The 12,946-nt window shown below is 60.1% G+C and carries 8 protein-coding genes; 7 read left to right on the top strand and 1 reads right to left on the bottom strand.

The genetic code is table 11. The features are described from left to right. The first annotated feature begins 90 nt into the window (after positions 1–90). From ABFB52_RS26785 to ABFB52_RS26760, 6 genes are all read left to right on the top strand, one after another. Positions 91–387, top strand: coding sequence for a hypothetical protein (locus tag ABFB52_RS26785; protein ID WP_007959856.1), 297 nt, complete (start codon positions 91–93; stop codon positions 385–387). 275 nt (positions 388–662) lie between these two features. Further along, positions 663–2,468: a phenylacyl-CoA dehydrogenase gene (locus ABFB52_RS26780; protein WP_129972187.1), complete on the top strand. Its 1,806-nt coding sequence runs from the start codon at positions 663–665 to the stop codon at positions 2,466–2,468. 261 nt (positions 2,469–2,729) lie between these two features. Next, positions 2,730–4,844 (top strand): cytochrome c peroxidase, encoded by a 2,115-nt coding sequence (locus ABFB52_RS26775; RefSeq protein ID WP_085746608.1) that lies wholly within the window; start codon positions 2,730–2,732, stop codon positions 4,842–4,844. A 210-nt stretch (positions 4,845–5,054) separates the two neighbouring features. Next, on the top strand, positions 5,055–6,344 hold the full coding sequence (locus tag ABFB52_RS26770) for a GGDEF domain-containing protein (protein WP_007959861.1): 1,290 nt from the start codon (positions 5,055–5,057) through the stop codon (positions 6,342–6,344). Between the two features lie 90 nt (positions 6,345–6,434). Further along, the gene (locus ABFB52_RS26765; RefSeq protein ID WP_129972186.1) at positions 6,435–8,231 is read left to right on the top strand and encodes an acyl-CoA dehydrogenase C-terminal domain-containing protein; all 1,797 of its coding nucleotides are present in this window, start codon (positions 6,435–6,437) and stop codon (positions 8,229–8,231) included. Between the two features lie 184 nt (positions 8,232–8,415). Further along, positions 8,416–10,194, top strand: coding sequence for an acyl-CoA dehydrogenase C-terminal domain-containing protein (locus tag ABFB52_RS26760; RefSeq protein WP_102685698.1), 1,779 nt, complete (start codon positions 8,416–8,418; stop codon positions 10,192–10,194). 227 nt (positions 10,195–10,421) lie between these two features. Here ABFB52_RS26760 and ABFB52_RS26755 read toward each other — a convergent pair whose 3' ends face one another. Beyond that, positions 10,422–11,351, bottom strand: coding sequence for a LysR family transcriptional regulator (locus tag ABFB52_RS26755; RefSeq protein ID WP_129972185.1), 930 nt, complete (start codon positions 11,349–11,351; stop codon positions 10,422–10,424). 169 nt (positions 11,352–11,520) lie between these two features. On the opposite strand from ABFB52_RS26755, the gene ABFB52_RS26750 reads away from it, so the two are divergent. Then, complete coding sequence (locus tag ABFB52_RS26750) at positions 11,521–12,804, top strand: aminotransferase class III-fold pyridoxal phosphate-dependent enzyme (protein WP_129972184.1); 1,284 nt, start codon at positions 11,521–11,523, stop codon at positions 12,802–12,804. Positions 12,805–12,946 lie beyond the last annotated feature (142 nt).

Below are 12,946 nucleotides of genomic sequence, written 5' to 3'. Positions count from 1 at the left end.
GCACTGTGCCATTAGTGTTTTTGACGGGTGTTTTTCTGATGCCTCTGGTTCAATGGCACCCATTGATCCCTCCCAAGGATGAGAGCTCCCATGGAAATCTCCGGAAACACAGCTTTTTATGCAGGTCTGAGTACCATTCAGACCGGGCAGAACCGCGTCGATCAGGCCGCCAGCCAGATTGCCAGCAGCACCATCGAGCGTTCGGTCACCAGCCAATCTTCGGAAGTACAGGTCGATCGTCTGCGTTCCGTGGATCGCGCCCAGCAATCGGATCTGGCAAGCAACATGGTCGAGATGGCTCAAGGCAAGTTTCAGGCGGAACTGGGCGTGAAAGTCGCCAAGGCTTCCGATGAAATGCTCGGTACGATCATCGATACCTTCGCCTGATTTTTTGATCTGCGCTTTGCCAGACGCCGCGACTGTTCGCGGCGTTTTTCGTTGTAAGTCCTTCTCCCTCAACTAATCTTTTTTCAGTGCACATGGCTCGGTCGGGCGTATGTCGTGTTGCTGTGTCCGGCGTTCGGAAAATGTGATGACGAATGGCAAAAGAACGACGCTTGACAAGATTTCGGCGTAAACGTATGTTTCAAACAACTGTTTGACCGTCACAACAAATCAACGCGGTCGTTCATTCCCGGTTACATCAGCAGAGGTTTATCGCTATGCCTGACTACAAGGCCCCCTTGCGTGATATTCGCTTCGTTCGTGACGAACTGCTCGGCTACGAAGCGCACTATCAGAGCCTTCCAGCGTGTGCAGAAGCAACGCCGGACATGGTTGACGCCATTCTCGAAGAGGGCGCCAAGTTTTGTGAGCAGGTGCTGGCACCGCTGAACCGCGTGGGTGACACCGAAGGCTGCACCTGGAGCGAGTCCGGCGTGAAAACCCCGACCGGCTTCAAAGAGGCCTACAAGCAATTCGTCGAAGGCGGCTGGCCAAGCCTGGCCCATGACGTCGAGCACGGCGGTCAGGGCCTGCCTGAGTCGCTGGGTCTGGCAGTCAGCGAAATGGTCGGCGAAGCCAACTGGTCCTGGGGCATGTACCCAGGCCTGTCGCACGGCGCGATGAACACCATCTCCGAGCACGGCACCCCAGAACAACAAGAAGCCTATCTGACCAAACTGGTCTCCGGTGAGTGGACCGGCACCATGTGCCTGACCGAGCCGCACTGCGGCACCGACCTGGGCATGCTGCGCACCAAGGCCGAACCTCAGGCCGACGGTTCCTACAAAGTTTCCGGCACCAAGATCTTCATCTCGGCCGGTGAACACGACATGGCCGACAACATCGTCCACATCGTGCTGGCCCGCCTGCCGGACGCACCGGCCGGCACCAAAGGCATTTCCCTGTTCATCGTTCCGAAGTTCATGCCAAACGCTGACGGTACTGTTGGTGCACGCAACGCCGTGACCTGCGGTTCGATCGAACACAAGATGGGCATCCACGGCAACGCGACCTGCGTGATGAACTTCGACGGCGCGACCGGTTTCCTGATCGGCCCGGCGAACAAAGGCCTGAACTGCATGTTCACCTTCATGAACACCGCACGTCTGGGTACCGCGCTGCAAGGTCTGGCCCACGCCGAAATCGGCTTCCAGGGCGGCCTGAAGTACGCTCGCGATCGCCTGCAAATGCGTTCCCTGACTGGCCCGAAAGCGCCGGACAAGGCCGCTGACCCGATCATCGTTCACCCAGACGTACGCCGCATGCTGTTGACCATGAAAGCATTCGCCGAAGGCAACCGTGCGATGGTGTACTTCACCGCCAAGCAGGTCGACATCGTCAAATACGGCGTGGACGAAGAAGAAAAGAAGAAAGCCGACGCACTGCTGGCCTTCATGACTCCGATCGCCAAAGCGTTCATGACCGAAGTCGGTTTCGAATCCGCCAACCACGGCGTGCAGATCTACGGCGGCCACGGCTTCATCGCCGAGTGGGGCATGGAGCAGAACGTTCGCGACAGCCGCATCTCGATGCTGTACGAAGGCACCACCGGCATCCAGGCACTCGACCTGCTGGGCCGTAAAGTGCTGATGACTCAAGGCGAGGCTCTGAAAGGCTTCACCAAGATCGTCCACAAGTTCTGCCAGAACAACGAAGGCAACGAAGCCGTTAAGGAATTCGTCACCCCGTTGGCTGCACTGAACAAAGAGTGGGGCGAGCTGACCATGAAGGTCGGTATGGCGGCCATGAAAGATCGCGAAGAAGTCGGCGCGGCCTCCGTGGATTACCTGATGTACTCCGGTTACGCCTGCCTGGCCTACTTCTGGGCTGACATGGCGCGTCTGGCTGCTGAAAAACTGGCTGCCGGCACCACCGATGAGGCGTTCTACACCGCCAAGCTGCAAACCGCGCGCTTCTACTTCCAGCGCATCCTGCCGCGTACCCGTACGCACGTGGCAACCATGCTGTCGGGCGCCAACAACCTGATGGACATGAAAGAAGAAGACTTCGCACTGGGCTACTAAGCCTTAACGCAGTCTTTCAAAAAAACCGCTGCTCTTCGGGGGCAGCGGTTTTTTTTGTGCCCGGATTTCCCCAATCCCGGGGCTGATTCCCCAGCATTGATGAGGGCGCTGCTCAGCCGACCCCTTGCGGTTATTGATTCAAAATGTTTCCAGAAGAGTGGCCAATTAATTGCACTGCCCGATTTACCGGTGCTAACCAGAACTGCCTGCTCAAAGAAGCAAGACGCCCGGCACTTAACAACAACAGTCAGGGTGAAGCCTATGAACATCAGTCGACTCGCTCGTTTGACCTTCTGGTTACCTGTTGCGCTATCAGTCCAAAGCGCATGGGCCGCCGACCCCGCCGAAGTCGATCCTCCCGTGCCGGAGGTTCCCTCGCTGCAATCGTTGCGCGGGATGGTGCCCCCCGATCCGTCCGGGACAGAAGGAGGTCGAAAGGTCGACTTGATGACCGACTACGTGCTCAATCGCCAGGCTGCGATTTTGCTGGGCAAGGCGTTGTTCTGGGACATGGAGATCGGCAGCGACGGCTCCACGGCATGCGCTTCCTGCCACTACCACGCCGGCGTCGACCACCGCATCACCAACCAGCTCAACCCCGGCCAGGCCCATACCAACGCCAATGTCGCGTCGATCTTCAACAAGCCGTTTGTAGCCTCGGACATTCCCGGTGATGTGGCGTCCTACGCGACGTTGTCCGGAGGCAAGGGCGGCCCGAACTACACGCTGAAGAAAACTGACTTCCCGACCCACGTGCTGAGCAATCCGCTGGAGCGCAACTCGCCCATCGTGTACTCGACGGACGATGTGGTCGGCTCGCAAGGCGTGTTCGACGCCAACTTCGTCAAACCCAATCAGGCGCGTTTCGACAAATGTACTCAGCAGCCGGACGGTATTTTCCAGGTCGGTGGCATCAACGTGCGTCGCAGCACCGGGCGCAACGCGCCGTCGGTAATCAATGCCGCGTTCAACGTGCGCAACTTCTGGGACGGTCGGGCCAACAACGTGTTCAACGGCTTCTCGCCGTTCGGTAATCGCGATCCGGATGCCGGGATCTACGTGACCAGCGAACGCAGCACGGTTGCGACCAAAGTGCGGCTGGCGCTCAACGACGCCTCTGCCGCCTCGCAAGCCGTCGGCCCGCCCGGCAGCCCGGTGGAAATGTCCTGCGGTGGCCGTACCTTTGCCGACATCGGCCGCAGGATGCTCGACACGTTGATGCTCAAGCAGCAACGAATTTCGTCTACCGACTCGGTGCTGGCTCCAGTATCCGGCGCGCGGCGGCCAACCTACCGCGAGCTGATCAAGAACGCCTTCCAGCCCCGGCTGTGGAACGCCACGCAAAACGTTCTGGTGGGCGGTGCGCCGTACACCCAGATGGAGGCCAACTTCCCGCTGTTCTTCGGCCTGGCGATCCAGATGTATGAGGCCACGCTGGTGTCCGATCAGGCGCCGATCGATGCTTACCTGCAGGGCGATCACACGGCAATGAACGCGCAACAGGTGGAGGGCATGAACCTGTTTCTCGGCAAGGGCAAATGCGTCAATTGCCACGGCGGGCCGGAGTTGACTAACGCCGCCAGCCGCCTGCTGATGCATCCGCGCGAACGCATCGAACGGATGGTGATGGCCGACAACCTGACCACTCTTTACGACAACGGCTTCTACAACACCGGTGTGCGTCCGACCTCGGAAGATCTGGCACTTGGCGGCGCGGATGCGTGGGGCAATCCTTGGTCGTTCACCCGGCAGTACAACAGCGTGCTGCAGGGCGGCCGGTCGGTGGATCCGCTGGACGTCGATGTCTGCACGTTCGAGGCGCCGTTGAGCGCGGCGATTCCGTGCGATGCCACGCTCAAGCCGAATGTCGGGTTCCGCGATTCGGTCGATGGCGCGTTCAAGACGCCGACCCTGCGCAACATCGCCCTGACCGGCCCGTATTTCCACAACGGCAGCCGCTCGACGCTTAAACAGGTGATGGAGTTCTACAACCGTGGCGGTGACCGGCGCGGCGAAGACGCCAACAACACCAGCGGCTTCGAGCATCCGGCGGTGAACCAGCACAACACGTCCAACCTCGATCCGGACATGACGGCGCTGAACCTGACGCCTGCCGAAATCGATGCCGTGGTGAAATTCATGGAAGTCGGCCTGACCGATCCGCGCGTGGCCTGGGAACGCGCACCGTTCGATCATCCATCGCTGGTGATCCCGCAGGGCCATATCGGCGACGAGAATGCCGTGACCCAGCGCCCGGCCAGTCCGAAAGTCACGACCCGTCAGGCGATGGACGCATCGCTCAATCTCAAGCCTTACGGTGCTGAAGGCCGGCCGGCGGCAGAGGGGCCATTGCAGCCGTTCTACAACGATCTCTGAGCAGAAAAACGCACCATGGCTATCAAAGATGATGGCCATGGTGGCCGTCTAGCGACCATTGCATAAAAAACCTGACTAAATCCCTCAGCAACCGCAGATTTCGGCCGTTAAAGAGACAGCCTGTGATCTGGATCACATTGTGTGTGCTTAACTGGCCACATTGCAGGCACAATGCCATCTCTTTGCCATGACGGGTCGGAGCTTTTACCCTTGCCGCGTTCTTCCGCTGTACGTTTCAGTCATTTCCTACCTTCACTGCTGTTGTTGCTCGCGGGGTTGGCGGCTGCGTACGTCAAAGACCTCAACGTGTTCTTCACCTCGCTGTTTAACGTGTTGCCGACCTTGGTGCTGCTGTTGGGCGGTTCGTACTGTGCGGTTTACCGACGCCAGCGCGAGCTGTTTCTGATGGTCACGGTGTACATCGCCTACTTCCTGCTCGACACCCAGACCGACTATTACCGCGACAACGGCAAGGTGCGTGAAGACGCGGCCGTGGTGTTCCACCTGGTCTGTCTGCTGTTGCCGCTGTTGTTCGGACTATTCGCCGCGTGGCAGGAACGCACGCACCTGTTTCAGGACATGGTTGCGCGCTTCGCCGTGCTGCTGGCCTTTGGCAGCGTGGCGCTGGGGCTTGAGCAAAGTTACCCGCAGGCGTTGCTGATGTGGCTTTCCGAGATCCGCTGGCCGGCGCTGCACGGCGCTTGGATGAGCCTGATCCAGTTGTCGTATCCGGTGTTCATCTCGGCGTTCCTGCTGCTGGCCTGGCAATACTGGCGCAACCCGCGTCCGCTGCACGCGGCGCAACTGGTGGGGTTGCTCGGGGTGTTCTGGATGCTGCCGAAAACCTTCATCCTGCCGTTTACCCTGAACATCATGTGCAGCCAGGTCATGCTGATGATTGCGGCGGCGGTAGCGCACGAGGCTTATCAAATGGCCTTCCGCGACGAACTCACCGGCCTGCCGGGCCGCCGTGCACTCAACGAGCGCATGCAGCGTCTGGGGCGCAACTATGTGCTGGCGATGAGCGACGTCGATCACTTCAAGAAATTCAACGACACCCACGGCCACGACGTGGGGGATCAGGTCCTGCGGCTGGTCGCCAGCAAGCTGTCCAAAATCAGCGGCGGCGGTAGGGCTTATCGCTATGGCGGTGAGGAATTCGCCTTGGTGTTTGCGGGCAAGACTCTTGAAGAGTGCATGCCGCACCTGGAAGTCATCCGTGAGTCGATTGCGTCCTACAACATTCAGCTGCGAAATCAGGAAAGCCGCCCGCAGGATGATCAGCAGGGCCGTCAGCGTCGCTCGGGGTCGGGCGCGTCCAGCGTGTCGGTCACCGTCAGCATCGGCGTGGCCGAACGCCTGGAACAGCGCACCCCGGAAGAGGTGCTGAAATCCGCCGACCAGGCCCTCTACAGCGCCAAGGGCGCAGGCCGTAACTGCGTGATGGCGTTCGGTCAGAACCGCCGTGGCGCGGTGCGCATGGACAACGCCGCAGGTTGAGTGATGACGGCGCATTCAGCGTCTGGACAGTGATTGTGGGGCAGGGTGGCCGGCAGTAGGTTGAAGCAATCTGCTGAAGGAGAAGCCACCATGCCCGAGTACAAAGCTCCCCTGCGCGACATGCGCTTTCTGATCGACCACGTCTTTGACTTTCACACTCAGTACGCGGCCCTCGGCGCCCACGACGCCAGCCCGGACATGATCAACGCGATCCTCGACGAGGGCGCAAAGTTCTGTGAGAACGTTCTGGCACCGCTCAATCGCAGCGGCGACGAAGAGGGCTGCCATTTCGACAATGGTGTAGTGACAACGCCTACAGGCTTCAAGCAAGCCTTCGCACAATACGTGGAAGGTGGCTGGCACGGTCTGGCGGCAGATCCGACCTACGGCGGCCAGGGCCTGCCGAGTTCACTGGGACTGGTGATCAGCGAAATGGTCGCCTCCAGCAACACCTCCTGGGGCATGTACCCGGGCCTGACCCACGGCGCCATGTCGGCGATCCACGCCCACGGCACCGAAGAACAGAAAAACACCTATCTGCGCAAACTTACTGCGGGCCAGTGGACCGGCACCATGTGCCTGACCGAAGCCCATTGCGGCACCGATCTGGGCATCATCAAGACCCGCGCCGTGCCTCAGGCCGACGGCAGTTATGCAGTGACCGGCAGCAAGATTTTCATCTCCGCCGGCGAGCACGACATGAGTGACAACATCATTCATCTGGTGCTGGCCAAACTGCCGGACGCACCGGCCGGGACCAAGGGGATTTCGCTGTTCATCGTGCCGAAATTTCTCCCGGACACATCCGGTGAGGCGGGCGAGCGCAACGGCGTTTCCTGCGGTTCGATCGAACACAAGATGGGCATCAAGGCTTCGGCCACCTGTGTGTTGAACTTCGACGACGCCAAAGGCTTCCTGATCGGCGAGCCGAACAAGGGCCTGAACTGCATGTTCACCATGATGAACCACGCGCGTCTCGGCACCGGGATGCAGGGCCTGTGTCTGGGCGAAGCGAGTTTCCAGGGCGCAATCAAATACGCCAACGATCGCCTGCAGATGCGCGCCCTGACCGGCGCCAAAGCACCGGAAAAACCGGCGGATCCGATCATCGTCCACCCGGACGTGCGGCGCATGTTGCTGACCATGAAAGCCTTCAACGAAGGCAATCGTGCGCTGACCTATTTCACCGCGCAGATGCTCGATGTCGCGCACCTGAGCCTGGACGCTGAGGCGCGTCAGGAGGCCGAAGACCTGTTGGCGTTCCTGACGCCGATCTGCAAGGCGTTCATGACCGACACCGGGCTGGAAGTGACCAACCACGGCATGCAGGTGTTCGGTGGCCACGGATTTATCCGCGAGTGGGGCATGGAACAACTGGTTCGCGATTGCCGGATCGCGCCGATCTATGAGGGAACCAACGGCATTCAGGCGCTGGATCTGCTCGGGCGCAAAGTGCTGGGCAGTCAGGGCAAGCTGCTGCGCAACTTCACCAAGATCGTCCACAAATTCTGCGCGGCCAACGCCGGGCATCCGCAACTTGGCGAGTTTGTCGCGCAGCTCGATGGCCTCAATCAGCAGTGGGGCGAGCTGACCATGAAGGTCGGCATGGCCGCGATGAAGAACCCGGATGAAGTCGGCGCCGCGTCGGTGGATTACCTGATGTACAGCGGTTACATCGTTCTCGGTTACCTGTGGCTGCGCATGGCGCTGGTCGCCCGGACGCAGCTGGAGTCGGGCGAGGGGGACGGCGATTTCTGCCAGGGCAAACTGGCGACGTGCGAGTTTTACTTCAAGCGTCTGTTGCCGCGCACCGCGGCGCATCGTTCGGCGATCGAGGCGGGCAGCGATTGCCTGATGAAACTGCCGGCCCAGTTGTTCTCCCTGTAACACGCCACTGTTAAACAAAAGAGCCCGCAGATTGCGGGCTTCTTTATGGTTGATTGTCAGTGACTAAAAATAACAAAACAGTCACTGCCTGACCCTATGTGTCGCAAAAGTTGTTGGGTTACACTCCAGCTCAACGAAAACACCCTTCCACGAATCACCTGTTTAGATCTTTGCGAGGTTTGCCATGGCTGACTACAAAGCGCCGCTGCGCGATATGCGCTTCGTCCTCAATGAAGTGTTCGAAGTCGCCAAACTCTGGGCCGAACTGCCGGCCCTGGCCGAGACCGTGGACGCGGAAACCGTTGAAGCCATTCTCGAAGAGGCCGGCAAGGTCACCAGCAAAAGCATCGCGCCCCTGAGCCGTGCCGCCGACGAAGAAGGCTGCCACTGGGCCGACGGTGCCGTCACCACGCCGGCCGGTTTCCCACAGGCCTATCAGACTTATGCCGAAGGCGGCTGGGTCGGTGTTGGCGGTGATCCGGCCTACGGCGGCATGGGCATGCCAAAAGCTGTTTCCGCTCAAGTTGAAGAAATGGTCAACTCCGCCAGCCTGTCCTTCGGTCTGTATCCGATGCTGACCGCCGGCGCGTGCCTGTCGATCAATGCCCACGCCAGCGAAGAGCTGAAAGCCGCTTACCTGCCGAACATGTACGCCGGTGTCTGGGCCGGCTCCATGTGCCTGACCGAGCCGCATGCCGGCACCGACCTGGGCATCATCCGTACCAAGGCCGAACCTCAGGCTGACGGTTCCTACAAGGTCAGCGGCACCAAGATCTTCATCACCGGCGGTGAGCACGACCTGACTGAAAACATCATCCACCTGGTGCTGGCCAAACTGCCGGACGCACCGGCGGGGCCGAAAGGCATTTCGCTGTTCCTGGTGCCGAAGTTCATGGTCAATGCCGATGGCAGCCTGGGCGCGCGCAACCCGGCGAACTGCGGTTCGATCGAACACAAGATGGGCATCCAGGCGTCCGCCACTTGCGTGATGAACTTCGACGAAGCCGTGGGTTACCTGGTCGGTGAGCCGAACAAGGGCCTGGCGGCGATGTTCACCATGATGAACTACGAGCGTCTGGGCGTCGGCATTCAGGGCCTGGCCACCGGCGAGCGTTCCTACCAGAACGCCATCGAATACGCCCGTGACCGCCTGCAAAGCCGTTCGCCGACCGGCGCGCAGAACAAGGACAAGGTGGCCGACCCGATCATTGTCCACCCGGATGTGCGTCGCATGTTGCTGACCATGAAAGCCTCGAACGAAGGCGGTCGTGCGTTCTCCACCTACGTGGCGATGCAACTCGATACCGCCAAATTCAGCGAAGACGCCGCCACCCGCAAACGTGCGGAAGATCTGGTGGCCTTGCTGACACCAGTGGCCAAGGCGTTCCTGACCGATCTGGGTCTGGAAACCACCGTACACGGCCAGCAGATCTTCGGCGGCCACGGCTACATCCGTGAGTGGGGCCAGGAGCAACTGGTGCGCGATGTGCGCATCACTCAGATCTACGAAGGCACCAACGGCATTCAGGCGCTGGACCTGGTGGGTCGCAAGATCGTCGGCAGCGGCGGCGCGTTCTACAAACTGTTCGCCGACGAGATCCGCCATTTCACCGCGACCGCCAGTGCCGATCTGGGCGAGTTCACCAAGCCGCTGAATGACGCTGTCGACACTCTCGACGAGCTGACCTCGTGGCTGTTGGACCGGGCGAAAACCAACCCGAACGAAATCGGCGCGGCATCGGTCGAGTATCTGCAAGCGTTCGGCTACACCGCTTACGCCTACATGTGGGCACTGATGGCCAAGGCATCGCTGGGCAAAGAAGCGCAGGACGATTTCTATGCGAGCAAACTCGGCACGGCGCGGTTCTATTTCGCCCGTCTGCTGCCGCGGATTCACTCGTTGAGCGCGTCGGTGAAGGCCGGCAGCGAGTCGCTGTTCCTGCTGGACGCTGCGCAGTTTTGATGATGTAACGTCATGTAAGCGATCTCTTACATGACGTGCTGCTGTTCTCCCATAGGCGTAGATTGGATCCAGAGCTAATCTACTTTCCATGGACGTCGCGCAGGAAGCGCAAAGCAACAACACGGACACGTAGGATTCTGCCAGGGTGGCGGAGTGAAATGGATGTCAGGGAAACAGTCTGCAAAGCCCCGCTTCGGCGGGGTTTTCTTATGCCCGCAGAAAACTTTTCAGCTCAGCGCGTCCAGTGACGGCGCACCTTTCAGCGGTTTGTCCTCACGCTGCATCACCTCTTCCAGCAATGTTCGCAGCAAGGCCAATGGCGCCTGCTGGCGTTGCACATCGCGACACACCAGCCCGACCTTCAACGGCACGCGCGGCTCACTCAACGGTTTCCACAGCAGGTCCTGATCGTCGTACTCCTTTTGCGAACGACCAGGCAGCACCGTCGCCAGACGGGTATGCGGCAGGCTGTCGAGAATCCCCACCATATTGTTCAGTTCGGCCTGCACTTGCGGGCGTCGTCCGAGGCTGGCCAGTTGCGCCTGCCAGATCTGGCGGATCTGAAATTCCTCACCCAGCAACAACATCGGCAATTCAGCGGCCTGACTCATCGAGACTTTCTTGAATTCCCGCAGCGGATGATCCGCCGGGATGACCAGCGTCAGTTCATCTTCGTACAACATCACGCCGTGCAGACCCGGTTGGCGTGGCGGCAGATAGCTGATGCCGATGTCCAGTGAGCCGTTGAGCAGTCGCCGCTCGATCTCAAGCCCCGTCAGTTCATAAATCTGCACCACCAGATGCGGCTGGGCCTTGCGCACTCTCTCCAGCATTTGCGGCACCAGGCTGGTGTGCACGGTTTGCAGCACGCCGATCGCCAATGTGCGCAGTGCCTGACCCTTGAAGTTGCCCAGCGCCTCACGCGCCCGCTGCAGGCCGTCGAGCAGTGGCAAGGCGTGGTTGTACAAGGTGTGGGCGGCGAGGGTCGGCAGCAGGCGTTTGCTGCTGCGTTCGAACAGGGTGACGTCGAGGTTTTGTTCCAGCTGGCGAATCTGCTGGGACAGCGCGGGCTGAGAGATCGACAGGCGCTCGGCGGCACGCCCGACATGCCCTTCTTCGTAGACCGCGACGAAATAACGCAGTTGTTTGAAATCCATAAGTAATTCTTATCGAAAATGCTGGGAAATCGAAATGGCTCGAAGACAGGAACAGGCCTAGTCTAACCGCATTCACAAGGCTTACAGGGCCGGAAAGCGCAATGACCAGCGTTTGTTTTGAAAGTGTTTGCATAGGCAGTTCAAAAAACCTCGATCGAGGTTTTTTTCAATGAATCTGTTCAGTTTGCGGCGCCAGACGCCGAGCCTCGATGACCTGGCTTTTGAAACCCAGGAATCGGACGTTTCTGATGGCCTGAATGCCGAACGTCTCATGCCCAGCGTCGAGCGCCCACAACAGGTATTCGTTCGCGGCCAGGGCTCCTGGCTATGGGACAGCAATGATCGCGCCTACCTGGACTTTTCCCAGGCCGGTGGCGCCAACAGCCTCGGCCACAGCCCTTCGGCGCTGGTCAAGGCCATCGCCAATCAAGCCCAGGCTCTGATCAATCCCGGCTTCAATCTGCACAACCGCGGCATGCTCAGCCTCGCCGAGCGCCTGTGTGCCAGTACTTCCAGCGATCAGGCGTATCTGCTCAACAGTGGCAGTGAGGCCTGTGAGGCGGCGATCAAACTGGCGCGCAAATGGGGCCAGCTGCATCGCAGTGGCGCCTCGCGGATCATTGTCGCCAGACAAGGCTGTCACGGGCGTAGTCTGGCGACGATTTCGGCGTCAGACAGTTGCAACCTACAAAACCGCTTCGAACCGTTGCTGCCGGGTTTCGATCTGGTGCCGTTCAACGACCTGCCAGCGCTGCATGCGGCAGTCGATGCACAGACGGTGGCAATCATGCTCGAACCGATCCAGAGCGATGCCGGGGTGATTCCAGCGACCGAGCATTACCTCAAGGGTGTCGAGCGCTTGTGCCGTGAGTTGGGGATTCTGCTGATTCTCGATGAGGTTCAGACCGGCATCGGCCGTTGCGGCACCTTGCTCGCCGAACAATCCTACGGCGTGCGCGCCGATATCGTCGTGCTCGGCAAGGGCCTCGGTGGTGGCGTGCCACTGGCGGCGCTGCTGGCGCGAGGCAAGGCCTGCTGTTTCGACTCCGGCGAGTTGGGCGGCACTCATCACGGCAACGCGCTGATGACCGCCGCAGGGCTGGTGGTGCTCGACAGCGTGCAAGACCGCGCATTCCTCGAACAAATCCGGGACAACGGCCAGCATCTGCGCGAAGGGCTCGCCCGTCTGGCCCATCGTTATGAACACGGCGAGTTGCGCGGGCAAGGACTGTTCTGGGGACTGACCCTGTCGGAAGACTCCGCCGAGGCCGTCGTCAAAGCCGCGCTGCATGAAGGCTTGCTGCTCAACGCCCCACAAGCCAACTGCCTGCGCTTCACCCCGGCGCTCAACGTCAGCAAGACCAACATCGACGAAATGCTCCTGCGCCTGGCCCGCGCCTTCTCCCGGGTACGCACCGCGCAGCTGCAATGCCGCAAAGGGATTGCCGTCTGAAGTTTCCCACCCGAATTCAAGAACCGTCTCGCGGTATAACGCACGCTCCACGCCTGATTCTTTTGGCGTGGGGCGTTTTTTTTGTGGCCGGGTAATGGCGATCAGATGGCGAGATTGCGGTTTGCACTGAACCCTGACAAAC

The organism is Pseudomonas sp. 9.2(2024), from assembly GCF_039695385.1.
In the GTDB taxonomy this organism is placed as follows: Bacteria; Pseudomonadota; Gammaproteobacteria; order Pseudomonadales; family Pseudomonadaceae; genus Aquipseudomonas; species Aquipseudomonas paraglycinae.
Note: the sequence above shows the minus strand (reverse complement) of the source record. Positions and strands in the feature narration are given on the sequence as shown.

Excerpts from the sequence above, each read along its gene's own strand:
- ABFB52_RS26750 (WP_129972184.1), top strand. The coding sequence starts at position 11,521 with ATGAATCTGTTCAGTTTGCGGCGCCAGACGCCGAGCCTCGATGACCTG.
- ABFB52_RS26760 (WP_102685698.1), top strand. The coding sequence starts at position 8,416 with ATGGCTGACTACAAAGCGCCGCTGCGCGATATGCGCTTCGTCCTCAAT.
- ABFB52_RS26775 (WP_085746608.1), top strand. The coding sequence starts at position 2,730 with ATGAACATCAGTCGACTCGCTCGTTTGACCTTCTGGTTACCTGTTGCG.
- ABFB52_RS26755 (WP_129972185.1), bottom strand. The coding sequence starts at position 11,351 with ATGGATTTCAAACAACTGCGTTATTTCGTCGCGGTCTACGAAGAAGGG.
- ABFB52_RS26780 (WP_129972187.1), top strand. The coding sequence starts at position 663 with ATGCCTGACTACAAGGCCCCCTTGCGTGATATTCGCTTCGTTCGTGAC.
- ABFB52_RS26785 (WP_007959856.1), top strand. The coding sequence starts at position 91 with ATGGAAATCTCCGGAAACACAGCTTTTTATGCAGGTCTGAGTACCATT.
- ABFB52_RS26765 (WP_129972186.1), top strand. The coding sequence starts at position 6,435 with ATGCCCGAGTACAAAGCTCCCCTGCGCGACATGCGCTTTCTGATCGAC.